The sequence below is a fragment of the uncultured Abiotrophia sp. genome (assembly GCF_938010525.1).
Lineage (GTDB): Bacteria > Bacillota > Bacilli > Lactobacillales > Aerococcaceae > Abiotrophia.
Window position 1 is genome coordinate 26,732 of sequence record NZ_CALLVK010000024.1, and the last position, 24,199, is coordinate 50,930.

At 42.8% G+C, this 24,199-nt stretch carries 21 protein-coding genes; all 21 read right to left on the reverse strand.

Annotated features, from left to right (window positions below):
• Nucleotides 1–2: 2 nt before the first annotated feature.
• The 21 genes from infB to clpB all read right to left on the reverse strand — a co-directional run bounded on the left by infB (nt 3) and on the right by clpB (nt 24,080).
• Nucleotides 3–2,300, reverse strand: coding sequence for a translation initiation factor IF-2 (gene infB / locus Q0339_RS08080; RefSeq protein ID WP_298078319.1), 2,298 nt, complete (start codon nt 2,298–2,300; stop codon nt 3–5).
• Nucleotides 2,301–2,338: 38 nt separating this feature from the next.
• Nucleotides 2,339–2,635, reverse strand: coding sequence for a ribosomal L7Ae/L30e/S12e/Gadd45 family protein (locus tag Q0339_RS08085; RefSeq protein ID WP_291428455.1), 297 nt, complete (start codon nt 2,633–2,635; stop codon nt 2,339–2,341).
• Nucleotides 2,632–2,937, reverse strand: coding sequence for a YlxR family protein (locus Q0339_RS08090; RefSeq protein WP_070755620.1), 306 nt, complete (start codon nt 2,935–2,937; stop codon nt 2,632–2,634). The genes Q0339_RS08085 and Q0339_RS08090 overlap by 4 nt, the downstream gene beginning before the upstream one ends.
• Before the next feature lie 23 nt (nt 2,938–2,960).
• Nucleotides 2,961–4,151, reverse strand: coding sequence for a transcription termination factor NusA (gene nusA / locus Q0339_RS08095; protein ID WP_298078320.1), 1,191 nt, complete (start codon nt 4,149–4,151; stop codon nt 2,961–2,963).
• 21 nt (nt 4,152–4,172) lie between these two features.
• On the reverse strand, nt 4,173–4,646 hold the full coding sequence (gene rimP / locus Q0339_RS08100) for a ribosome maturation factor RimP (RefSeq protein ID WP_070755622.1): 474 nt from the start codon (nt 4,644–4,646) through the stop codon (nt 4,173–4,175).
• A gap of 121 nt (nt 4,647–4,767) precedes the next feature.
• Entirely contained in the window at nt 4,768–5,694 is a 927-nt protein-coding gene (locus Q0339_RS08105; protein ID WP_298078322.1) for a 2-dehydropantoate 2-reductase, read from the reverse strand.
• A 110-nt stretch (nt 5,695–5,804) separates the two neighbouring features.
• Entirely contained in the window at nt 5,805–6,362 is a 558-nt protein-coding gene (gene frr, locus Q0339_RS08110; RefSeq protein WP_035364290.1) for a ribosome recycling factor, read from the reverse strand.
• Between the two features lie 205 nt (nt 6,363–6,567).
• Nucleotides 6,568–7,515: a nucleotidyl transferase AbiEii/AbiGii toxin family protein gene (locus Q0339_RS08115; protein ID WP_298078323.1), complete on the reverse strand. Its 948-nt coding sequence runs from the start codon at nt 7,513–7,515 to the stop codon at nt 6,568–6,570.
• Nucleotides 7,502–8,197, reverse strand: a complete 696-nt coding sequence (locus Q0339_RS08120) for a DUF6088 family protein (RefSeq protein ID WP_298078324.1) — start codon at nt 8,195–8,197, stop codon at nt 7,502–7,504. The genes Q0339_RS08115 and Q0339_RS08120 overlap by 14 nt, the downstream gene beginning before the upstream one ends.
• Before the next feature lie 617 nt (nt 8,198–8,814).
• Complete coding sequence (gene pyrH / locus Q0339_RS08125) at nt 8,815–9,537, reverse strand: UMP kinase (RefSeq protein WP_298078325.1); 723 nt, start codon at nt 9,535–9,537, stop codon at nt 8,815–8,817.
• Nucleotides 9,538–9,624: 87 nt separating this feature from the next.
• The gene (gene tsf, locus Q0339_RS08130; protein ID WP_035364288.1) at nt 9,625–10,506 is read right to left on the reverse strand and encodes a translation elongation factor Ts; all 882 of its coding nucleotides are present in this window, start codon (nt 10,504–10,506) and stop codon (nt 9,625–9,627) included.
• A 119-nt stretch (nt 10,507–10,625) separates the two neighbouring features.
• A complete protein-coding gene (rpsB, locus tag Q0339_RS08135) occupies nt 10,626–11,390 on the reverse strand; it encodes a 30S ribosomal protein S2 (RefSeq protein WP_035364286.1) in 765 nt (254 codons plus the stop codon).
• A gap of 201 nt (nt 11,391–11,591) precedes the next feature.
• Nucleotides 11,592–13,082, reverse strand: a complete 1,491-nt coding sequence (locus tag Q0339_RS08140) for an excalibur calcium-binding domain-containing protein (RefSeq protein WP_298078327.1) — start codon at nt 13,080–13,082, stop codon at nt 11,592–11,594.
• Between the two features lie 121 nt (nt 13,083–13,203).
• On the reverse strand, nt 13,204–14,727 hold the full coding sequence (locus Q0339_RS08145) for an AMP-binding protein (RefSeq protein ID WP_298078328.1): 1,524 nt from the start codon (nt 14,725–14,727) through the stop codon (nt 13,204–13,206).
• Nucleotides 14,714–15,976, reverse strand: coding sequence for an Mbeg1-like protein (locus tag Q0339_RS08150; protein WP_298078329.1), 1,263 nt, complete (start codon nt 15,974–15,976; stop codon nt 14,714–14,716). The genes Q0339_RS08145 and Q0339_RS08150 overlap by 14 nt, the downstream gene beginning before the upstream one ends.
• Before the next feature lie 138 nt (nt 15,977–16,114).
• Nucleotides 16,115–16,696: a hypothetical protein gene (locus Q0339_RS08155; protein WP_298078331.1), complete on the reverse strand. Its 582-nt coding sequence runs from the start codon at nt 16,694–16,696 to the stop codon at nt 16,115–16,117.
• Between the two features lie 34 nt (nt 16,697–16,730).
• Entirely contained in the window at nt 16,731–17,723 is a 993-nt protein-coding gene (gene floA, locus Q0339_RS08160) for a flotillin-like protein FloA (protein WP_070755627.1), read from the reverse strand.
• Nucleotides 17,723–18,337 carry an NfeD family protein gene (locus Q0339_RS08165; RefSeq protein ID WP_298078332.1) on the reverse strand — a complete coding sequence of 205 codons (615 nt, stop codon included), beginning with the start codon at nt 18,335–18,337 and terminating at the stop codon, nt 17,723–17,725. Before Q0339_RS08165 ends, floA begins: the two co-directional genes overlap by 1 nt.
• A gap of 74 nt (nt 18,338–18,411) precedes the next feature.
• Nucleotides 18,412–20,025 carry a DUF6612 family protein gene (locus Q0339_RS08170; protein WP_298078333.1) on the reverse strand — a complete coding sequence of 538 codons (1,614 nt, stop codon included), beginning with the start codon at nt 20,023–20,025 and terminating at the stop codon, nt 18,412–18,414.
• 133 nt (nt 20,026–20,158) lie between these two features.
• The gene (locus tag Q0339_RS08175; protein ID WP_298078334.1) at nt 20,159–21,298 is read right to left on the reverse strand and encodes an AI-2E family transporter; all 1,140 of its coding nucleotides are present in this window, start codon (nt 21,296–21,298) and stop codon (nt 20,159–20,161) included.
• A gap of 178 nt (nt 21,299–21,476) precedes the next feature.
• Nucleotides 21,477–24,080, reverse strand: coding sequence for an ATP-dependent chaperone ClpB (clpB, locus tag Q0339_RS08180; RefSeq protein ID WP_298078335.1), 2,604 nt, complete (start codon nt 24,078–24,080; stop codon nt 21,477–21,479).
• Between the last annotated feature and the right edge of the window lie 119 nt (nt 24,081–24,199).

The window sequence follows — 24,199 nt, forward strand, 5'->3', positions numbered from 1 at the left end:
TCCTAGCTACGTTTGACTTCAACCATACGGTATGGTTCGATGATGTCGTCAATCTTAATGTCGTTATAGTTTTCAATCATAATCCCGCACTCAAAGCCCTTAGTAACTTCTTTGGCATCGTCTTTGAAGCGTTTGAGACTAGCTAGTTCGCCTTCATAGATGACAATGTTGTCACGAATAATCCGAACCTTGCTGTTACGTTGGATGAAACCATCCAAGACATAAGAACCTGCAATGGTCCCAACCTTAGAAACGACGAAGGTTTCACGTACAACCACTTGACCGGTAATTTCTTCCACGTACTCAGGATCCAACATACCCTTCATGGCTGTTTCGATCTCCTCGATCACATTATAGATAATGCGGTGGAGACGAATGTCGATTTCGTTATCGTTGGCCAAGGAACGAGCTTGTGGCGTAGGACGTACGTTAAAGCCGATAACAATAGCACCTGAAGCTTGAGCTAGGGTAATATCACTTTCATTGATGGCACCTACCGCTTGGTGGATAATGTCAACGCGGACGCCTTCAACATCAATCTTCTGAAGACTTGCTGATAAGGCTTCAACGGAACCTTGCACGTCCCCTTTGATGATGACATTAACAGACTTGAGCTCGCCTTCTTGCAGGCTCTCGAACAAGTTATCCAAGGTCACCTTCTTCTTAAGGTCACGCATAGCCAACTGAGCACGTTTAGCACGTTCTTCACCTGCCGCACGAGCAGATTTTTCGTCTGGGAAGACTACAAAGAGGTCACCCGCTTGCGGCGCGTCATTCAAACCAGTAATTTCAACTGGCGTTGCTGGGCCCGCTTGGCGAATACGACGACCAGCGTCGTTAACCATGGTACGGACTTTACCGTAGGCATTTCCGACGACGATTGGATCCCCCACCTGAAGGGTCCCTTGTTGTACCAAGAGGGTTGCAGTTGAACCCTGAGACTTGTCTAAACGGGCTTCGATAACGGTCCCGATAGCCAAGCGTTGAGGATCAGCCTTCAATTCTTCCACTTCAGAAACTAAAAGAATCATCTCTAAGAGTTCTTCAATGTTTTGATTGAACTTAGCAGAAATTGGCACGAAGATGGTTTCCCCACCCCATGCTTCTGGAATCAAACCGTGCTCGGTTAATTCTTGCATGACACGATCAGGGTTAGCCCCTGGCTTATCAATCTTGTTAATAGCAACGATGATTGGAACATCAGCCGCTTTGGCGTGGTTAATAGCTTCAACCGTTTGAGGCATGACCCCGTCATCCGCTGCTACCACGATGATGGTGATGTCAGTAACATCCGCACCACGGGCACGCATGGTGGTGAAGGCCTCATGACCAGGCGTATCCAAGAAGGTAATTAACTTGTCGTTAATCTTAACTTGGTAGGCCCCGATGTGCTGAGTGATCCCGCCGGCTTCACCTTCGGAAACGTTGGTATTACGCAATTGGTCCAAGAGAGTGGTTTTACCATGGTCGACGTGACCCATAATGGTCACAACTGGTGGACGTGTGACTAAGTTTTCAGGCTTAATTTCTTCTTGGGCGAAGTGACGTTCCAAGTCAGCATTATCAATGACCACTTTTTCTTCCGCTTCTACCCCATATTCCATGGCAATTAATTCGATAACTTCCTTGGAAAGCGCTTGGTTTTGGTTGGCCATAACCCCTAACATAAGAAGTTTCTTGATGATTTCACTAGCGTCACGGTGGAAGAGCTTAGCAATCTCTTGGATATTCATACCTTCCGTGTAGACTAACTTCTCTGGCAATTCCTTATGCTTACGAGCAGTAATCCCCTTGGATTCGGTCACGTTAGCATTTTGACGGTTGTGACGGCCACGGTTCTTACGGCGGCTACCACCACCGCGGCGGTTAGAGTCAAAGTCTGATTGGTTATGACGTTGATTTTGGTTGTTAGACTGTTGGCCATTGTGGCGGTTGCCTTCAGGCTTAGCCTTGGCTTGGCCTTCGTGGTTTTTAGCAGACTCTTGGCCATGTGGCTTCTTAGCTTGCTTGTTGCCTTGGTGGGCTTGATTTTGGCCTTTGTTTTCAGACTGTTTGTGACCTTGCTTGGCTTCAGGCTTAGCCTTAGGCGCTTGCTTGTCTTGTTTTGGCTTTTGCGTAGCTTTCTCTGCCGGCGCAGCCTTTGGTTGACGCAGTAAGCGTTCCAATTCTTGAGTTTGTCCCTCGGTCATGGAGGACATATGGCTATTGAATTCAATACCATTTTTCTTTGCCAATTCTAATACAGCCTTGGAGCTCATATTATGTGCTTTGGCAAATTCATATACGCGACTAACTGTCATTGTCTCACCTTCCTATTCCTAAGAATTGGTCAGTAGGGCTAATAGGAAAGATAGGTCTTAGCCATCCCCTGGTTGGTGATGGCCACGATTGAACGAGTCTTTCCCACAGCGTGACTGATTTGTTCTCGGTTAAATGTCATTTCTAGTGGAACATGATAGCGCTGGGACCAATCCTGATAACGTGTACGGGTAGCGTCACTTGCATCTTGGGCACAGATGACCAAGGCCACACGCCCGCGTTTAATGGCTTTCTCGACGAGTTCGTCACCACTAATCAGGTTACCCGACCGGTTGGCCAGACCTAACATGTTCAGTTTCTTTTGTTCTGGTGTCATAGTAATTCTTTACGCGCCTGTTGATGATCAATATAGGCATAGAGTTCATCGTAGAAGGCGTCATCCACTTTCATACTGAAAGCACGGTCAAAGGTCCGTTTCTTCTTGGCTTCCAAGGCCAGATTACGGTCTAGGCCAATATAGGCACCACGACCATTTTGACGACCACTTGGATCAATCGAAATCTGTCCTTCTTTGGATTTGACCACCCGTACCAGTTCCTTCTTAGGGAACATGGTCTGGGATACAATACATTTACGCATTGGCACCTTACGTGGTGCTTGCTGTTTCTTCGTTTGCATCGGGTCCCCTCCTTCGCTCAGCCCTATTCTTCGCCAGCAGGTTCAGATTCAAGCTTTAGATCTTCTACTTCAACTGCTTGGTCCACTGCTTCAGCTGGAAGTTCTTCTGCTAAATCCTCTTGACCAACTTCAGCTGCAGCTTGAGCCTCCAGCGCTAAGGCTGCTTGCTCTTCTAAGTAGTCAGCATAAGAAGATTCTGACTTGATATCAATCTTATAGGTAGTCAAGCGAGCTGCTAGGCGGGCATTTTGACCACGTTTACCGATGGCCAAGGATAATTGGTTATCCGGTACTACCACGATGCAGGCATGCGCTTCTTCGTTGAAATCAACCTTGATAACTTGAGCAGGGCTCAAGGCATTTTGAATGAAGACAACTGGATCTTCATTCCATTCGATGATGTCCATATTTTCGCCGTTGAGTTCGTTAACGATAGCTTGAACACGTTGACCACGTGGGCCCACACAGGTCCCAACAGGGTCGATATTCTTGTCGCGTGAACGCACTGCTACCTTGGCACGGTCACCTGCTTCACGAGCGATGGCCATGACTTCAACCGTACCATCGTAGATTTCTGGTACTTCCTGCTCGAAGAGGCGGCGCAAGAAATCATTATGTGCACGGCTGACCACGATTTGTGGGCCTTTGCTTGTCTTATCAACCTTGGCTACATAAACCTTAATACGTTGATCAGGTTCAAATTGTTCGCTAGGGATTTGTTCCCCAAGGGGCATGATAGCTTCCACACGGCCAATATTGACATAGATAAAGCGGTGATCTTGACGTTCTACCGTCCCGGTCATGATTTCATCTACATATTGACTAAATTCTTCGAAGATATTCTCCCGTTCAGCTTCACGAATACGTTGCATGATGACGTGCTTAGCTGTCTGAGTCGCAATACGACCGAAGTCCTTAGGTGTCACTTCGAATTTGATTTTATCGCCAATTTCGTAAGCGCGGTTAATCTTGAGCGCTTCTTCTAGGCTGATTTCTAAGGTCGAATCATAGTTGGTTTCTACAACTTCTTTGACCGAGTAAACCTTAATGGTGCCCTTATTCTCATCGAATTGGACCTCCACGTTTTGGGCTTGGTCATAGTTTTTCTTATATGCTAGAGCTAAGGCAGATTCCAGGGCTTCCTTAATGACTTGGCGAGAAATCCCCTTTTCTTCTTCTAAAACCTGCATTGCTTTAACAAGTTCCTTACTCATTGTCTATCCTCCAGTAGTCTATTAGAACTTAATAGCCAGACGCGCTTTGGCGATGGCTTGGCGTTCGATTTCTAGTTGTTTTTTGACAGTTTTAATTTGGACAGTCAGCGTAACTTTGTCATCTGTCACAGCTTCTAAAGTCCCTTCATGGCTCTTAGCACCGTGTTGTGGCGCATAGTAGTCTAAATGCACATACTCACCTATTGCCTCTCGCAAGGCTTGATCAGTTTTCAATGGCCGTTCCGCCCCTGGTGATGAGACCTCTAAGAAATAAGCCTCAGGAAATGGATCAGGCTTAATACTATCCAGATGTTCGCTGATTTGCTCACTGATGGCCGCACAGTCATCAATGTCAATCCGTCCTGGTTTATCCGCATAGATGCGAAGGAACCAAGACTTACCTTCCTTGACATATTCCATGTCAACCAAGTAGCAGCCGTTGGCTTCTACTATCTCGGTAATGGCTGGTGTCACCTTATCTAAAATTGCACTCATAGTTCACCTCATTCTCTCATGCAAAAAGAGCAAGCGTCACCGCTCACTCCTTTCCAACTTGATTTCGACTGTATTCATTATACCACAAAGAGCCTAAGTGTCAAGCCTTTGGGCTTAGTTACTAGGCGCGCACCCCAATTTGACGCTCCTTAACATGGATGAACTCCGTCACCATCTTGCAGTAAGGTGTATCAATGCCTAAGTCGGCCCCCATACGTGCAACAGCCCCATTGATGTAGTCAATTTCAGTTAGGCGTTTTTGTTGAACCAGATCTTGGTGCATAGATGGATAGTGACCTGCTAACTTAACAGATAAGTCCACCAGGTACTGGTAGATTTTCTCTTCATCGAGGGCGATACCTTTGGCTTTGGCTACGGTGATGAACTCGTGCATGAGTTGACGAACAATTAAGCGCCCCTCTTCCGAAGAGAAGAATTCTGCAATGGTACAATCTGTTAAGGCACAAGTAGAGTTCATGGTCCCATTGACACAGGCCTTAGTCCAGATAGCCTTAAAGACTTCTTGGTCATATGTCGCATTAAGCCCAGCTTGGTTAAGTAAAGCTTCTACCTCTAGGCCAACTTCTTTACCGCTTGGGTCAAGCGCACAGAAATTAATGGTTCCGGAATCTTTGAGACGAACTTGCCCCGGACCGACTAGGACAGCTGTCCAAACGGTTACCCCCATCATAATATTGTGTGGATCCACGTATCGTTTAATGACTTCTTCATGTCCTAAACCATTAAGTAAACAGAAAACCTTGGTGTGCTGATCACGTAAGTGTGCCGTTTCCTGCAAGGTTGTCTCCAATTGGTGGGCTTTGACGAAAAGAATCATGAGGTCACAGACAGGCGCATCCTGACCAAAAGGCCGAATATCTAAGTCTACCGTCTTGTCTTGGTCACCGGTAATAATTAGGCCTTTTTCTTTGATTGCTTGAATGTGGTCTTGCCAGCCATCGAACAAGACAACTTTTTGGCCAGCTTCAGCCATTTGGTAGCCGAAACGGCAACCCATTGCGCCGGCACCTACAATATAGGTCAACATAACAAGTTCCCTCCTATGTAAGTTTATTAACTAACTTCATTATAGCACTTTTTAGGTAAGAAAAAAAGACGCAAATCCTGCTATACAACAGAATCCACGTCGATAAAGTCTTATTTTTCTAAGATTTCTTTTTCTTTTTCAGCCGTTAATTTTTCGATTTCTTTGACGAAGTCGTCTGTTAACTTTTGAATGTCTTTTTCCAGACCTTTCAAATCATCTTCGGTGATTTCCTTGTTCTTCTCTGCCTTCTTAGCATGGTCAATGGCATCACGACGGATGTTACGAACACGGACCTTAGCCCCTTCTTGTTCCTTACCAACGGTTTTAGCCAATTCTTGACGACGCTCTTGAGTCAAGGCAGGAATGACCAAACGCACCACAGACCCATCGTTAGATGGCGTAATGCCCACATCACTCATTAAGATCGCTTTCTCGATATCCCCCAGGGTTCCTTTGTCATAAGGGGTAATCAAGAGCATACGCGCCTCTGGAATGGTGATGGATGCTAATTGGTTGAGGGGAGTTGGCACGCCATAGTATTCAACACTAATACGGTCTAAAATGCTGGCATTAGCACGTCCAGCCCGAATAGAACCTAACTCGCGTTGGTAGGCGTCAACGGTCTTTTGCATACGTTGCTTAGTATCTTTGATTAATTCAGTAGTCATTGAGACAGCCTCCTGCATATTTTGTACTAACTTACTATAGCATAAATTAGTAGCAAAAAGTATTATCAACATGAAAAAGAAGAAATTTTATAACTTATACCACATCTAAATATTGAGGAACGAAAAAATTTACTGGATCAGAAACGTCTATCGACTTAAAATCTATAATATATATTCTACACTTTATTGTCAGCGATGTAGAACCCTAATTCCCTTCAATCTCTTGAAATAAACTGCTGATTTCCTCAAAAATTTTTATTGCTTTATCAAATTGTTGAATTTCATTGGTATATAGCAATTCCTCATGCAACGACTCATAATTACTCCGAATTTTATGAGAATCAAATTTCTCTTTCCATTCATCAAAATTATATGGTGAGTCAGGAATATATTTTTCATGTAGCTTTCTTTTTTTAATATAAAATTGATCAGTTTTTTTAGTTTTGTCTAACAATTCTTTCAATTCTGCTTTATTGACAAAAAGAGCTTTGATATCTTCATGCTCAAATAGGCAAACGACATCGTATATATGTCGTACTTTAATATCTAAATTACCGTTAAAAGCATGACGTTTTACGGCGAGCACTTTATCCACAAACGTGCGAGTAATATCTAATACATTAACTTCAATAGGGGTTAGCTCGTATTTTTTAATATCATCAAGCAGTTTCTGCTCTTCCAAAAACTCATGAATATAGGTTTTTAGCTCCATTTTTTTGTATGGCTCTGGTCTAATTGAACTTGCAATTTCTAATTTTACTTTATCATGTTCGCCAATTCCATTGATCCATACATAAGAACTCTTTGCCTGCTGACTTCTTTCCGACTCGACTTTTTCCATACATAGGCCCGAACTCAATTTTTTTTCTATATCTTTTATACTACGTTCTATATTTTTTTTAGATTCGTCTGTTTTGTTTAAATAAGTTAAATCGATATCTTCAGAGAATCTATTAATTGTACCAGGATAACATTTACTAAGCGATGTTCCACCTTTAAAAACACATTTATCCACATATTTACTATCTGATAATTGTTCTAAAATCATTACGATTAAATAGTCTCTTTTTATAGAGGTCACAGGGATATTACGCCATTCTGAAGTCAATGTAGCTAAATCATTAAACATCTCACTATCTTCATGCAAATTCATATAAGGACACCTTTGGCTTTTTATAATTTGTTAGTTTAGACAGATAAACATCAATCGTATTCTGTACTTCATAAGTATCCAGAATTTTTTTTAAAAAGTTTAAAATATACTTTTGATATTTGGATTCCTTAAGAACTGTACATAAAGCATCATCACTATACGAGTTAATAGCGAATTCTTCACAATACTGCATGAAACGTTTTTCATCAAGATCTTGAATATTCTCAATCTCGCTTAGAACCTCTAGCATAGCTATAGTTTCTTTAATAGGTTTGGTAAATTCTAAATTGGCATATTTAATTGAAATGTTATTAATAGTATACTTATTGTGATTATTGTTAGTTATAATATGGTATTTCTTGGAAACTTGACTTGTCAAATGTAATTGATTAAATAATTGGTAGCCTACAAACATCCCCTTATCATTTTTGATAAAATGATCTATAATTTCAATTTCACTTGGTGATACAATACCAAATCGTGTATTTTTTGGTTTAGCATACACACCTTTACTTAGGCGTACAAGTCTTCCTTTTTCTTGATTCCGCTTTAAAATCTGATAGTAGTTTTCTTCAGTAATAGCTTCATATTTATAAATGCTATCATAGAGTTCTTTCGCGAAAAAAATTTCTTTGTCTGGCATCTTTTCGATTACCTCAGCAATAAAGGTTGCGTGCGTCATGTTTTCCCCCCCTAACTTAACCTAAGTATGTCAAATTCTCTTCTTTTTGTCAAGTTTTTTAAAATTTAACTTGACATGTGTAGATACTACTTGAATAGCTATTAATTGTTTACTTTACGCATAACATACCTATTGCCCCCTCCTCTATGAAAAGTACAATGAAACAATAATCAAAAGCAAGACTTAAGAGTTATATTTTAGAGTTATATATTGAGGTTGTTCTAGTCTCATAAGAGAAAATCTCGCTCCATTAACTCTTTGTGATCATTTTGGAGGTAGCTAGTAGCAAATTGACGTTAGATAAGAAGTATTTCATTCTTATTATATTTTCCATATAGGACGTATAACAGAGGATAGTGGCATATTAAGGATAAAATCTTATTCGTAACTTTTCAATAAATAGACCATATACTGAATGCACTTTTAGCTTCTATAGTAAGTTGCAAGGTAGCTAGCTTGCCTCTAGAAATGGTCGTTATTTTTACGGAGGTTATTTTCATACCCACAGTTAGAAAAATAACTATACGGGGTGAAGTTCACTCTATATTGCTATTTAAAATAGTAAAAATGGGGCATGCCGAAGCTATCTGATACCTGATAGCTGATTAAAGTAATATTTATTTGCCGCCAACGACCGTCCCGATGGATTCACCCAAAACTACCCGTCGAATATTACCAGGTTCATTCAAGTTGAAGACAACCAATGGAATATCGTTATCCATGCTGAGCGAGCTAGCGGTAGAGTCCATAACCTTTAGGCCCTTAGCAATAACATCTAAGTGGGACAAGTTGTCGAACTTAGTTGCATTGGCATCATGGCGTGGATCGGCATCGTAGACACCATCCACATTGTTCTTAGCCATCAAGATAACGTCTGCGTTCACTTCTGCAGCACGCAAAGCGGCTAGCGTATCAGTTGAGAAGTAAGGGTTCCCGGTACCTGCAGCAAAGATAACCACGCGGCCCTTTTCCAAGTGGCGGATAGCACGACGACGGATGAATGGTTCCGCAATTTGGCGCATATCGATAGAAGTTTGAACCCGAGTTGGCACGCCATTGTTCTCCAGAACATCTTGTAGGGCTAAGGAGTTCATGACAGTCGCTAACATGCCCATGTAGTCGGCTTGCGCCCGTTCCATGCCCATCTCAGCGCCTGTAATCCCGCGCCAGATATTGCCACCACCGACAATAATGGCGATTTCTACGCCTAGAGCGTGAACTTCTTTAATTTCCTTGACCATTTCTTTGATGGTTGCTGGATCAATGCCAAAGCCAGATTGTCCAGCCATGGCTTCGCCGCTTAATTTCAAGACGACACGTTTGTATTTCGGTTCTACCATTTTCCTTACTCCTTACCTTGATTTGCCTGATGAGTCCGTTTTTCAGAAAAAGCCCCAATCACTTGGGGCTTAGTCAATTAGACGAGCTTATTTACCCATTTGGGCAGCCACTTCGTCTGCAAAGTTATCTTGACGTTTTTCCATACCTTCACCGACTTCATAACGGACAAAAGTTTTCACTTTGCCGCCCTTAGAAGCTACGAATTCAGCAACTGTTTGGTCAGGATTCTTAACGAATGCTTGTTCAGTTAAGCTGATTTCAGCTAAGTATTTGTTCATACGACCTTTAATCATTTTCTCAACGATGTTAGCTGGTTTGCCTTCGTTGAGGGCGATTTCGGTTTGGATTTTTTCTTCGTGTTTGTAGTCTTCTTCAGATACATCTTCACGGCTTACGTAACGTGGGTTGATCGCTGCAACGTGCATAGCAACATCTTTAGCTGCTACAGAATCATCAGAACCTTCGATAACAGTTAAGACACCAATACGGCCACCCATGTGGAGGTATTCACCGAAAGCATCGCCATCAGCTTTAGACAATACTTCGAAACGACGAAGAGAAAGTTTTTCACCGATAACGGTTGTACCTTCTAAGATTAATTCTTCGATTGTCTTGTCGCCAACTTTAACAGCTAAAGCTTCTTCCATAGTAGCTGGTTTTGCTTCAGCAATAGCTTTAACAACAGTTGCTACTAAAGCTTGGAACTTGTCGTTCTTAGCAACGAAGTCAGTTTCAGAGTTCAATTCGATTAAGGCAGCAGTGTTGCCGTCTACATAAGTAGCAGTAACCCCTTCAGCTGCGATACGGTCAGCTTTTTTAGCAGCTTTAGCTAAACCTTTTTCACGCAAGAAGTCTACCGCTTTGTCGATGTCGCCTTCAACTTCAACTAAAGCTTTTTTAGCGTCCATCATACCGACGCCAGTCATGTCGCGTAATTCTTTTACTAATTTTGCAGTAATGTTTGCCATTTTGTATGTTTCCTCCTCAGGTCTTATAAAAAACTGTCTCAACACAGGTCCCTAGCCTTGAGCCTATGGTTATCCTCCTGAATTAAGACAGTTCATGCTTATACTAAGTTAAGTAACGCTTAGGCTTCTTGGCCTTCGTTTGATTCGAACAAGTTGTCGAAGAAAGCTTTGTCAGTTGATTCTTCAGCGACAGCTTCTACAACCCCTTGGTTGCTTTCGATAACAGCGTCAGCCATAGCACCAGCGATTAAGCTGATAGCACGGATAGCGTCATCGTTAGATGGGATTACTACGTCGATTTCATCTGGGTCACAGTTAGTGTCGACCATAGCAACGATTGGAATGTTTAATTTTTGAGCTTCTTGAACCGCGATGCGCTCTTTACGTGGGTCCACGATGAAGATAACATCTGGAATTCTTGGCATGTCCTTGATCCCGCCTAAGAATTTCTCTAAACGCTCTTGTTCCTTACGGATTTCGATAACTTCTTTCTTAGGAAGTACTTCGAAGGTCCCGTCTTCAGCCATTTTTTCGATAGCTTTCAAACGACGGATACGGCCTTGGATAGTATCCCAGTTAGTCAAGAGACCACCCAACCAACGGTGGTTGATGTAGTATTGACCTGAACGAACTGCGTGTTCTTCAACAGCTTTTTGAGCTTGTTTCTTAGTACCAACGAAGAGTACTACACCGCCGTCAGCTGCTGCTTCACGCATGTAGTTGTATGCTTCGTCAACCAATTTAACGGTTTTTTGTAAGTCGATGATGTAGATACCGTTACGTTCTGTAAAGATGTAACGCTTCATCTTAGGGTTCCAACGGCGAGTCTGGTGACCGAAGTGTACACCAGCTTCTAATAATTGCTTCATAGAAATTACTGACATTTCTATACCTCCATTTGGTTTAATATTTTTCCTCCGAACGTGTCACCTAGCAAGGAAACTTGGTTACCCAAGCACCGTCCTCACTATCAACGAACGTGCGAATTGGCGCATCAGGTGATGCAACCTTATATAATATACACCATCTCATAAGAAAAAGCAAGGCCTAGCTTTTAAACTAGGACCTGCTTTTTCGAGTAATGTTTAACGTTGCCAAGCAGAATCAGGTGTGTTTTTTGTGGCATAAGCTGCTTCCTCAGGAGTAAAACCTTCCCTAATTAACCAATCATATAAGTCTTGGCGATTTTTCGAGAGAAATGTGAGTGTACTTGCAGCTTTTAAAGCAACACTGTTCCAGTCAATACCTTGAGTTGCCATCGTGATTTCATTCTGAGTGAACTTACGACTTACTAAATCCTCAACAATACTTGCTTTAGATTTAGAGTAAGTCAGTCCCTGATCTACAATCACTTTAGCATTAGCTTGCCAATCCACCTTAACTTTTGCCAAGGCAGCTTCAGCTACTTTTGAACTGAATCCATCTATGTACTCGGTTGTCAGTTGGTAATAAGTATCTTGTCTAGAAAGATGCATTTCATATGCATAATACCGAACTCTTCCTACTGCTTTTTCAACCGTTTCGTTATCAAGGGAATCTATGCTGCTTTCAGAAGATGTTCCGTCAGCTGATTGACTTGTTTGATCTGAACTAGAATTAGATAATTCACTGGACTCAGGTTTGACATCTCTGACCCATTTACCGTTTGCATCGACCACATACCCGTCTGGAGTTACAGTATTGACAAGCATAGCGCCTGAACTACCTAAATAGTAATCACCGACCCATTTGTTAGCAAGCATTACTCCTGATTCATTTAAATAGTACCATTTACCATCAATTTGTTTCCAGCCGGAAGCCAGGGCTCCACTTGCACCAAAATAGTACAAGTTTTGATTATCCTTATGCCAACCGGTTATCATGGCACCACTTCCATCAAATAGATAGGTGCTGTTACCAATAGTCTGACGGCCCGTTACATAGCTTCCATCAGCGGATAAATAAAACCAACTATTCCCATAGTTTGGATCTTGAATCCACTTATTGCTTGCCATTGATCCATCGGACTGTAAATAGTACTTCCCCTTCCAAGAATTTTTTAAGTAATTGCCTGCCTTATTGAAATAATACCAGGTATTTCCATCTTTAGCCCATTTTTCAGATGCCATTGAACCATCAGACTGTAAATAATATCCACCACTCCAAGTATTGCGTAGATATTTCCCTTCCGAATCCACATAATACCAGTAGTTTCCGTAAGATACCCATTTGGAGGTAGCCATTTCTCCAGATGACGTTAGATAATAATCTCCTACCCATTCATTTGTAGCCCTTTGATTGTTTCTGTAGTAATACCACAGTGAGTTTTCTTTAAGCCAACCGTTTTTTAAGACAGGTGCCGCTGAAGATTGTACTGCATTTAGAGGCTTTCCATCAGCACGGCGCGCTCTAAACTTGCCTTTTGATTTACTAATCTCACATGCGATGCCATCTTTATCAGCATCTAAACTTCGACTATAGCCATCTTGGCCAACATATATATTACCATATCCTTTAGCCCAAGCTTCGTCACAATTTCGGAAGTGGATTGCGTGTACGTCTGTTGGTGCTATAACCGCTGTTAACGATGATAACACAAGTATAGATATACAAAATTTTGACAACTTCATAAATAATCCCCCTATAGAATATAATGATGAATCTGCTTACATTATAACTCTTTGTTCACAGGGATTCAATCTATTTGTGTATCTTTTGTTAAAATAAAAGATCATACAGGGATGAACGCTTAATTTTCATGGTCTCAGTTCTTGGATATTCTAACCAATCTATCACAATCGGCTTGTTCATAAATGGCATATCCGAAGTCAGTTCCCACCAGGCTTGCCAATCCATGGTCATACCATCATTGACTGCAATAACCGGCTGTGCATAGCCCTTTGGGTCTCTAATAATGACCACTTCAGCCAAAAAATCCAGTTTATCCAAAAGCACATCTTCTAATGCAAGTGTACTTGGTAAATCCTCCACTAGGTCGACTTGGCGATCTTGCAGATAGAGATGGCCCCGTTGATCTATATAGCCGTAGTCCCCACTATCCCACCATTCACCATAAACATTTTCAGCAAATCGCTCTTCTTCTTGATAGTAAGTTAGCGCCCTGCCCTTGGAATAGAGTTGGATATGTCCTGGTTGGCCTTGCTTGACAGGATTACCCTCAGCATCACATATTCTGGCCTCGGTTAAGTCGCCTAGGCCTAGTCCCATGTCTCTGGCTTCGAGATTAGCTAAGCTTCTTAAGCGATGGGCTCTTAAAATCATAGGCCCACATTCACTTTGTCCGTAGACCTGTAGGAAGACAGGATGGTTAGCCTTAGCTGCCTTCAAGAATGAAGCCATGGTATCGCCATTAATGGCATCAAAAGTCGAATGGAAGTACTTAGTTTCCTTAAAGAGGTCCGGATGGCCCTGTGCTAGACCACGCCACTGAACAAAATGATTAGGATGAGTTTCCACTGCATAAGGTGGGTGTGCTCTGAAAGCAGCCTCCACTGAAGATAGGTCAGGATTCGATAGCGGCATCATGGGAAAGCCCAAGGACATAAGGCTAGAAACCCCAATATTGAAACGTGAATGCACAGGACTAACCAAAAAACTACAGAGTTTTCTCTCTTGCATCAGGTCTAAGACCCGCTTCTGCCAGAGGGTCCGCCAGCCCATGCTAGAGCAAGAGTGACAGATAAGCTTTGGAATTCCAGTTGTGCCCGATGTATGGGTCATATAGGCAATAGCATCTAAATCGAACTTAGTTGACTCAAGCTCATTTACTTCTTTCGCATCTAGTATAGAGTCAAGACTTAAGTAACTTGAGCCATTTGGAGTGGCAAGTTGTGACACATTTTTAGCCGTTTTCTGGTCGTAAATTAAGGCATGTCCTTGCCCCAGTCTTTGGCCGAAGACCTTAATAACCTCAGCTCCTAAGTGATAGGACACCATAACTGGTACCGCACCAAGTTTAGTCAAGGCAAGCGCTAAAAGATAGGTGTCAAAAGCAGGCGCCTTATAGACCATGACCATAGTCCCAGCCTTAATACCTAATCTGGCTAACTGCTTAGCACGTCGATCAATGGATTTTAAAGCATCCTGATAGCTAGTTTCAAGACCTAATTCCGGGAAAGCAGCTAAAGTCTGATCAAAATAAATGGGAACACGAGGCCATTTGCGACTAGCAGTCGCAAAGTTATCATAGAGATTGAGAGGCTCATAATCAAATCGCGCCATGCTCTGTTTCCTCACTTTTGGCTTGTGGGTCCCCTTCTTCTTCTACTTGCTTATTTTCAGATTTACCTGGCAATAGGGCGTCAGGAACTAGGTCCTTGATGAAGCTTGTGGCACTATCTATCTTGCCTTGAACGACTTCCAAGAAGTTGGCATTTGTTTCATCCCCCTGCTCCTTATAGATGGCTTGGAGCTGAGCGAATCCTTCTTTAAGCAACTCACTATCCTCTGTATCACGAATTTGACGTTGTAGAGAGATAAGAAACGCGAGGAAATTGTCCCCTATCTCGTTCAAAGTTTCAATACCTGTAGCCTCAATAATGCCAAATATGGCACCGAAGAATTCTTCTAACTCTTGGGCAGAATGCTGGTCAACCCATTGACCAAGGGTAGCTTGAAGACGCTGACTCCCTGGGGTTACCGACTCTACTTCCTTGAAACTTATCTTATCGATTTGCCAGTTCTCTAGCAGGTGTTGCATCATGCTAATGCCTTTGCAGGCGACCACCTTGGCTTGAACTGTATGGAAGAGAATCTGACTGACCACCGCATCCTCTGGCTGGAAGGCATGAATCTTGGACTCAATGGCCAAATAGCCCTCTGTCTCTAGAAAATCCCTTTGGTAACCCGGCCCGTCATAAGCATAAATGGCCGACACTTGATTCTGTAGCTTTTTATCAAGTTGACTAGCGGCATAAATTGCTAAGTTGGCTCCTTTGGAGTGACCGGCTATAATATATTGCCCATCAAATTCAGTCATGACTTTGGTCAGGTATTCTCTAGCAGCATCCTGAGCCGGCACCTGGGTTTGGTGGCTCATATTGAAGTCTTCCTTCCAACCCACAATCGTTTCATCTGTCCCACGGAAGACTACCAAATAGGTATTAACTTCCGGAATATAGAAGGTTGCCGCCGCAAACTGCTTCTCTAACTTGAGGTCTAAGTCGGATTGAAAGCCGAAAATCTGAATATTACGATAGCGTGATGCTTGGGCTGCGGCCTTGGCTACCTCAAGACGCCCCTTGGAAATTAAGAAAGGATTTTCCTCTTGAATTTCTTTTTTGTCTTGCGCAAATTGCTGGTAAAAATCCATCACAGAAATGGCTTTTGATTCGGATATAACATGACTGACATAATCATCTAACTTGAGATAGACCATTTCGACCATAACTGCAATATCTACCTCATTGAGAGGTTGGAGCTCAAAATCAACATGGCCGATATTCTTAATATACTGTTTAAAATCTGACATTTAGTCATCCCTCTTTTCTGGACACAGTAATCCTACTTTCATCCTAGCACTTTAGGCAATAAAAGCAAGTTTCCTGATTATTTTGTGTCTAACTATACACAAAAAGAGGCAGGAATCACTTCCTACCTCCATTCCATATCATTTAGATTGATACTTTGGTTTGAGAATCTCACTATAAATAACCGCATCCTTAAGGGTCTTGCGATTGAGCTTGGTGAGTTTAGAACCAGGCCTTGTTTGGTGGTGATTAGAAGCACCTATACGTTCAAGTTGAATGGCATCTGTATCAGATTCGGCTAAGGACCAATCTTGGTCACTGACACCCCACCGATCAGCCAAGGACGCTTCCATTTGAGCTTGAGCCTGATCAAACTCAACCTCGTCCAACATAGACTGTCCCGCTTCGCCTTTTGCTTGTAAGAGATTATCAGCCTCAATTTCCTCAGCACCTAGAGCTTGGTCTAATTCTTGGTTAAGATAATCAATCTTATCTTCTAATGAGGCTCTCTCCTGATCAGTGAGATTAGGATCCTGTGCTGCAGCCATGAGCACATTCAATTGAGCTGACAGATTTCTTAGTGAATACTGAGGGTCTACTTGTGGCATTGGGTTCTGGCGGAATCTTGCTTGCTTGCCCGCCGCATTATCACGAATCATGTCCCGAATTTTAGGGATGAGGAAAGACGCAAGGAAAATCAGCAAAAAGATATAGCCTCTCATTGGTTAACTCCCCTTTCATCATGACTTAAGTGTCCTATTCAGAAATCACTGTGTCGCCGGCTGGTTTTTCATCCTTAGCAATGGATTCACGCATGGCAGTATCGGCTTGGATATTTTGTAATTGATAGTAATCATGAATGCCTAGGTTGCCTTTACGGAAAGCTTCGGCAATAGCTAATGGCACTTCAGATTCTGCTTCAACCACTTTAGCACGCATGCGTTGTACTTCGGCCAACATTTCTTGTTCTTGGGCAACCGCGAAGGCACGACGTTCTTCAGCCTTAGCTTGAGCAATCTTCTTGTCTGCTACAGCTTGGTCAGCTTGCAATTTAGCCCCGATGTTACGGCCCACATCAACGTCCGCAATATCAATGGATAGAATCTCAAAGGCAGTCCCTGAGTCTAAACCTTTACGTAAAACAGTTTGGGAAATAGAGTCTGGGTTCTCTAGGACAATGGAGTGCTTAGCGGCACTACCTACGGTCGTAACAATCCCTTCACCAACACGGGCAATGATGGTTTCTTCACCAGCACCCCCGACTAAACGTTCGATATTGGCACGTACGGTCACTTTAGCTTTGGCCTTAACTTCAATCCCGTCCATAGCGACACCCGCAATAATTGGGGTTTCAATTACCTTAGGGTTAACCGATACTTGAACGGCTTCAAAAACGTTACGCCCTGCCAAATCAATAGCAGCTGCTTGTTCGAATTCCAAGTCAATATTGGCACGTTGAGCCGCAATTAAGGCATCAATGACCATGTTGACATTCCCACCTGCTAAATAGTGGGCTTCAAGTTCATTTGTATTAATGACTAAGCCTGCTTTGGTTGCCTTAATCATTGGGTTAATAATCATTTTTGGCACAACCCGCCGCAAACGCATCCCGATTAAATTCCCAATCCCCACTTTAACACCAGAGAAGTAGGCGGTAATCCATAAACCTACTGGTACAAAGCGGAAGAAGAGGCTAATCAGTACTAATAAGACGATAATTAATAAACCTAATGGAATCCATCCATTCATTATGCTTCTCCTCCTTTTCTAACAACAAGTGTCCCTTGGCTAACAGCCTGCACCGCAACCGTCGCCCCTTGACTAATAAAGTTGTGGGCACTCCGCGCTTCATAGACCTGGCCATCTACTTCGACTTTACCAACCGGCTTCAAATCTGAAATAGCATGTCCTGGGTGGCCAATGAGCGGGTGATCAGCACTAGCTGCCTGGTCTCCTTGTCTTCCTCGAGCATGAGAGTTAATCTGCGCATCTAGAATTAAGGCTTCATTGACCTTAATAGAAAGGCCAAACTTCAATAGGACGAAGAAGACTGTCACACTGACAAGTCCAATCCCGAAGAGTAAGAGCCAGGTCTCTTGCCAATTCTGTGTATGGTATTGGAGTACCAAGCCCATGACAACTGAGCCAATAAGGCCTGCAAAACCTGTTTGTGGTAAGTAGAACTCTAAGATGACCATGACTACCCCAACTGAGAAAATGATAAAGGGTAAGAGTCCATCAGACTGCCAAGCTTCAAAATACCAAGCAAAGGAAGCTAATGCTAAAAGTGCTGTCGGCAACTTCTGCTTGAAGAAGAGCGTGGCCGTCGTAAAAGCAACCCCCAACAAGATAAGTAGATACACGAGTTATTCCTCCTCTCAAGTTTCTAAGTCTATTATAGCACTTTCACTAAAGTCTGAAAACTATTTATACAAACTTACCAATTCGATTCTTCAGAAGATGAGAGCTCTTCAATTGGTCTAGCATCTTTGGCCTCGCTAGGAAGCTCAAATTTCATATCTGAGACCTTATTATGGCGACTAAAGGAAATTTTAGCATGCTGGATGTGGGGGCTCCCTTCTATTTGGGTCTCTACCTTCAAATCAAGTGATTGGAGATAATGTTCCTTTTTAGAAACCTCTACAGTCAAACTAAACTTGCCTTGCCTTTCATTTGAGTCTGTCTCCGTCAAATCCATTAGCAAGTCTCTTGACAAATCACCAAGGAGGCCAAGGTCATGGCCTTGCAATTTCAACAAGTAACTTGTTTCCGATTCTTCAACGGTCATTTTTTCAGTTAGCTTTTTGTCTGCTAAGACTGTCATCAGGCGCTGGTATTCTGGTTTGATATCCTCTGTTTTAGCTGTCGATATCGTGTACCATTGGGTATTGAGACGCCCATAAAAGGTTTTGTCATTCAAGCTCTTTATGATTTCAACGAACCGGCCATCAGGATAGCCCTGATCTAGAATACCAAAGTAATGAAGACCGACGATTTGCCCAACCTTATTATAGGCCATATCACCTTCTAAGGCTGTGACATTGGTCTTGTCATCTGATAGGACTATTTTCTCGAAAGACATGAAGACTGAAGAAAGTAGCCGCTCTCGCCATACTTCTTCCATGATTTGGCTAGCCTTAGGAGAGGACTCACGACTTTGGCTGGAGTCAGCTGTTTCACTTGTTTCATCACTTGATTCAGTCCTATCAGAACTGCTTTTCTCTTCCAAGACAGCGTCTTGCGTCCATGGAGCCAAGGTCAGATCTTTCTCAGGGACTTGATTAATATCTTCTACCGATAGCTCTGCAGACCGCTGTTCTTGATCGTCTTGATAGTAATAGCTTAAGCCCTTAAGATTAAAATCCTTCTGGTCGATGACGAGCTCAAGACTACTCTTTTCTTGACCGACTTTATCTCGCCCAATACTAAAGAGGAAAAGGTGGGTTAAGGACTGGTCCTTGTCACTGATGTAGACATGATAACTCGAATCTTTAAGTTCAACCTTAGCGTATGGGGCGTCAAGTAAAATAATGGACGTAAGAATATCCTGGTAATTGACATAGGCAAAGGGAGAACTTATCTGCCTATAGCTAGCCTGATTAGCCTCTGATTTCGTATACAAAAGATAGTCATCTTGAGCTTTCTTAGTCAAAAAATACTCAAATTTAAGTATGCCAGCCAAATTGAATTCTTCATGATTAAAGGAAAGAATCGGCTCACTCTTCTGGTCATCACTGACTTCAAATTTATTCCAAGCTATATACGCATCTTCACTTGGCACAGAAAACTCCTTAGTTTTTCGAGAGGTCTTTGCGGTGAGTTTAACACTTAAAACCTTTTGTCGCGCTTGCTCTAGCTTATCCTGTAATTCAGGGAAGGTCATACGCTCAGTCTCTTCAGATATCAGTGAACTTCCCTCACTTGCTTTAGAACTTTCCTCAGAGGTAGCATCTAAAATTGGTGGGCGTGCAGCGACACTTTGGCCCATATAGTTGACAAGAAAACTTAATCCTAAACAGCCAACTAACAATTGCTTAGTCAAGTGTTTCATCTTATTAACCTCCTTACCCTCTAGTACCTAAATCAAAGGATAAATTTGATAGTTCAATTATAACATAAAGCCTCTAAAGTCACCAAATAATCCTATTAAAATAGCGAGAGCAGCCATGCTCTCGCTATCTGACTTATTCAAGAATAGTCAAGGTCTGACGTTTCTCACGCATGAGGACATCTCGACCCAATAATTTGTAGAGGGTCGCTGCTAAAGGAATCCCCAGAATCATGCCTGAAATACCCATTAAGCCACCACCGACTGTGAAGGCCACTAAGACCCAGAGACCTGGTAACCCAATAGAACCTCCCACCACACGTGGATAGATTAGGTTCCCTTCCAGTTGCATGATAATGATGACCATGACCAGATAAAAGAGCGCCTGGCTTGGTGAAACAGCCAATAGCATGAGAGTCCCTACTGCTGCAGAGATATAGCCACCAATAATAGGAATTAAGGCCATAACCCCAGCAATCACTCCTAACATACCCGCATATGGCAGATTGAAGATGCTGGCAGCAACAGTGACTAGGCTGCCCAGAATGATGCCTTCCAAGGTCATCCCCACGAAGAAATTGGTGAAGGATTCATTCATTAGGCGAATAATATCTAAGAGAGTCTGAGCGTGGCTAGGTTTCAAGTAGGCCATAATGAGCCGCTTACCTTGTAGTAAAAGACGTTCCTTAGACCCCAAAATATAGAGGGCAACCATCAAGGACAGGATGGAGTTAATAGTATTAGATGCCACCCCAGTAATTGTAGTAAAGGTAATGTTTAAGAAGTTAGAAGACAAGCTGTTAAGAACTGTCATGGATTGTTGAATCAGGCTGCCCCAGTTGATATTAAGCTGTGACATGAGGGTCTGCAACTGAGGGAAATAAGCATCATACTCTTCAATCGCCTTCTGTAGCCAAGTGCTGACACTTGGAATGACCTCAATAAAACGACTAATAGCGGTCGATAACTGTGGTAAGACTAGGACCAGAATCATAATAACCGCCAAGACAAAAGTCAAGAGGGATAAGAGCATAGATACTGGTCGCTTCAGTTCTTTAATCAACGGCATTTTTACCTGTAACTTAGTTAAAAGCCTTTCGTAGCGAACCATAAGTAGATTCAAGATGTAGGCAAAAATAGCCCCGTTAATAATTGGTCCCAAAGTCTTATAGATGGATCCGACTAAGCCCATAATGGAATTCCAGTTCCATAAAACCAAGACAATGAGGGTGATTAAACCAATGTATTTCATAATATATTTATCGTAGCGTGCCATAGCGCTCCTCCTAGCAATCCTAATCAAGCAATAAGTCATTGGGATTGTCAAAATCACGAGAGATTAACTCTTTATGTTTAATTTTACCTTACGCTAGGCTAGAAAGAAAGTCAAGTAAATAAGAAGGCCTTGCACATTAAAAAAGATGACTAAGTTAACTTAGTCATCTTACTCGCCCTTATTCTTGATTAGGTTTTGATTCAAAGACCAGGTGGTCATCTTCTAAGTGCACCATCACATGCGAGTTAGCTTGTATGTCCCCGGCAATGATAGCCTTAGCTAATGGCGTTTCTAATTCACGCGTCATATAGCGCATGAGTGGACGTGCCCCGTAGACTGGGTCATAGCCATTATGAGCTAACCAAGTGGCTGCTTGATCATCTAGCTCTAGGCTAATATCTTGGTAAGCCAAACGTTCTTGCAGACTCTTCAAGAGTTTGAAGACAATCTTATTCATGTGGCTTTGTGCCAATGGTGTAAAGAGTACGGTGTCGTCAATCCGGTTGAGGAACTCTGGCTTGAAGTGTTGACGCAAGAGTTGACGGACTTGAGCTGCTGTCTCTGGATTGATGCTACCATCGTCCTCAACTCCTTCTAACAAGAGGCTTGAGCCAATATTAGAGGTCATAATCAGCACTGTATTCTTGAAGTCAACAGTCCGTCCTTTAGAGTCGGTCAAGCGACCGTCGTCAAGAACTTGGAGTAGGATATTGAAGACGTCTGGGTGGGCCTTTTCAATTTCATCTAATAAGACGATGGTATATGGCGTCCGTCGCACAGCCTCTGTTAATTGGCCCCCTTCTTCATAACCTACATAGCCTGGAGGAGCCCCTACCAGACGAGAGACATTGTGTTTCTCCATATACTCGGACATATCAATCCGGACCAGATGGCTTTCTGAGTCAAAGAGCGTTTCTGCTAAGGCTTTGGCTAACTCTGTCTTCCCTACCCCAGTAGGTCCTAAGAAGAGGAAGGAACCGATTGGACGGTTAGGGTTTTGTAAGCCTGCACGAGAACGTAAAACTGCTTCCGCTACCTTATCAACTGCCTCGTCCTGGCCAATGACGCGTTCATGTAGGGTGTCGCTAAGCTTAAGTAACTTCTCACGTTCACCTTCCACCAGTCGATTAACCGGAATTCCTGTCAATCGCCCTACAACCTGCGCGATTTCTTCGTCAGTCACTGATTCTTGGGTCAGACGTTCATGACGTGGCACAGTTTCTTTGGCTTCAAGTTCTGCTAGCTCCTTCTCTAATTGTGGAATCTTACCATGGCGCAGGACGGCTGCCTGTTCCAAATCGTAGCTAGCTTCCGCTTCTTCGAGTTGGTGGCGAGCCGCTTCTAACTCAAGGCGCTTGTCACGCATTTTGTTTGAAGCTTCTTTTTCGATTTCCCAGCGCATTTTGAGCATGTTGGCTTGTTCGCGTAGATCAGCCAATTCTTCTTGTAAGTTCTCTAAGCGTTTCTTACTTGCTTCGTCGTGCTCTTTCTTAAGTGCCGCTTCTTCGATTTCAAGTTGCATGAGACGACGATTGACTTGGTCCATTTCTGTCGGCATAGAGTTAATTTCCACCCGAATGGTTGCGCATGCTTCGTCGACTAAGTCAATGGCCTTATCAGGTAAGAAGCGGTCGGTAATGTAGCGGTTGGACAGGATAGCTGCTGCCACCAAGGCGTTGTCATGAATGTTAACTCCGTGGTGGATTTCGAAGCGTTCCTTGAGTCCCCGTAAGATAGAAATAGTATCTTCCACTGTTGGCTCTTGAACTAGTACCCGTTGGAAACGACGTTCCAAGGCCTTATCCTTTTCGATGTTCTCGCGGTATTCGTCTAAGGTAGTGGCACCAATACAGTGCAACTCCCCACGAGCCAACATCGGTTTGAGCAAGTTACCGGCGTCCATAGCGCCATCTGTCTTACCAGCTCCCACAATCAGGTGAATCTCATCAATGAAGAGCAAGATTCTGCCTTCTGACTGTTTCACTTCCTTAAGAACGGCCTTGAGACGTTCTTCAAATTCACCGCGGTACTTGGCTCCGGCAATCAAGGCCCCCATATCAAGGCTGTAGATTTCCTTGTCTTTGAGGTTCTCAGGTACATCGCGTCTTACAATACGATGGGCTAACCCTTCCACAATGGCAGTCTTACCAACACCTGGTTCCCCGATTAAGACTGGGTTGTTCTTGGTCTTACGTGATAGGATTCGGATGACATCCCGAATTTCTTCGTCACGTCCGATGACTGGATCTAGTTTATTCTCTCTTACGGCTTGGACAAGGTTTGTGGCATACTTGGCCAAAGCTTCATAGGTTTCTTCTTGGTTTTGTGAAGTCACGCGTGATCCTCCTCTCAATTGATCGATACGTTCTTTTAATTTAGACTCACTGATATCATGTTGATTCAAGAATTGAGTCAAGGGATTGCCCTTTTGTTTGTAGAGTGCCAATAGAACAACTTCAGTAGATAAATATTCATCCTGATTGTCCTTAGCAATCTGATTAGCTACTGCAAAAAGTTGGTTAAGTCGTTGACTAATGGCTTGGCCATACTGGACATTGCTTCCTGATACGACACTGATTGCGTCAATCTCCTTGTTGACTAGTTGGCGAAATTCTTCCATAGGAACGCCAATTTCTTCATAGAGACGTGCCGCAAATTCATTAGGTTGAATCAGAACATGCCAGAGATGAGGAATATCAATTTCCTGATGTTGCCGGGTAATGGCAATCTGTTGCGCTTGACCCAAAGCTTCTTGCATGGTTGTTGTCATTTTTTCAATCATCTTAGCACCTTCCTTTATAGTTGTTTGGTCAAAAATAGTCAGTGTTTTTAGTGTTTAATAATAGCCCAATCTTGGGCACATTCTTAGTATAGACCAAAAGTCAAAAAAGGTCAAGAGTT

Excerpts from the sequence above, each read along its gene's own strand:
- infB (WP_298078319.1), bottom strand. The coding sequence starts at position 2,300 with ATGACAGTTAGTCGCGTATATGAATTTGCCAAAGCACATAATATGAGC.
- Q0339_RS08085 (WP_291428455.1), bottom strand. The coding sequence starts at position 2,635 with ATGACACCAGAACAAAAGAAACTGAACATGTTAGGTCTGGCCAACCGG.
- Q0339_RS08090 (WP_070755620.1), bottom strand. The coding sequence starts at position 2,937 with ATGCAAACGAAGAAACAGCAAGCACCACGTAAGGTGCCAATGCGTAAA.
- nusA (WP_298078320.1), bottom strand. The coding sequence starts at position 4,151 with ATGAGTAAGGAACTTGTTAAAGCAATGCAGGTTTTAGAAGAAGAAAAG.
- rimP (WP_070755622.1), bottom strand. The coding sequence starts at position 4,646 with ATGAGTGCAATTTTAGATAAGGTGACACCAGCCATTACCGAGATAGTA.
- Q0339_RS08105 (WP_298078322.1), bottom strand. The coding sequence starts at position 5,694 with ATGTTGACCTATATTGTAGGTGCCGGCGCAATGGGTTGCCGTTTCGGC.
- frr (WP_035364290.1), bottom strand. The coding sequence starts at position 6,362 with ATGACTACTGAATTAATCAAAGATACTAAGCAACGTATGCAAAAGACC.
- Q0339_RS08115 (WP_298078323.1), bottom strand. The coding sequence starts at position 7,515 with ATGAATTTGCATGAAGATAGTGAGATGTTTAATGATTTAGCTACATTG.
- Q0339_RS08120 (WP_298078324.1), bottom strand. The coding sequence starts at position 8,197 with ATGACGCACGCAACCTTTATTGCTGAGGTAATCGAAAAGATGCCAGAC.
- pyrH (WP_298078325.1), bottom strand. The coding sequence starts at position 9,537 with ATGGTAGAACCGAAATACAAACGTGTCGTCTTGAAATTAAGCGGCGAA.
- tsf (WP_035364288.1), bottom strand. The coding sequence starts at position 10,506 with ATGGCAAACATTACTGCAAAATTAGTAAAAGAATTACGCGACATGACT.
- rpsB (WP_035364286.1), bottom strand. The coding sequence starts at position 11,390 with ATGTCAGTAATTTCTATGAAGCAATTATTAGAAGCTGGTGTACACTTC.
- Q0339_RS08145 (WP_298078328.1), bottom strand. The coding sequence starts at position 14,727 with ATGGCGCGATTTGATTATGAGCCTCTCAATCTCTATGATAACTTTGCG.
- Q0339_RS08150 (WP_298078329.1), bottom strand. The coding sequence starts at position 15,976 with ATGTCAGATTTTAAACAGTATATTAAGAATATCGGCCATGTTGATTTT.
- Q0339_RS08155 (WP_298078331.1), bottom strand. The coding sequence starts at position 16,696 with ATGAGAGGCTATATCTTTTTGCTGATTTTCCTTGCGTCTTTCCTCATC.
- floA (WP_070755627.1), bottom strand. The coding sequence starts at position 17,723 with ATGAATGGATGGATTCCATTAGGTTTATTAATTATCGTCTTATTAGTA.
- Q0339_RS08170 (WP_298078333.1), bottom strand. The coding sequence starts at position 20,025 with ATGAAACACTTGACTAAGCAATTGTTAGTTGGCTGTTTAGGATTAAGT.
- Q0339_RS08175 (WP_298078334.1), bottom strand. The coding sequence starts at position 21,298 with ATGGCACGCTACGATAAATATATTATGAAATACATTGGTTTAATCACC.
- clpB (WP_298078335.1), bottom strand. The coding sequence starts at position 24,080 with ATGATTGAAAAAATGACAACAACCATGCAAGAAGCTTTGGGTCAAGCG.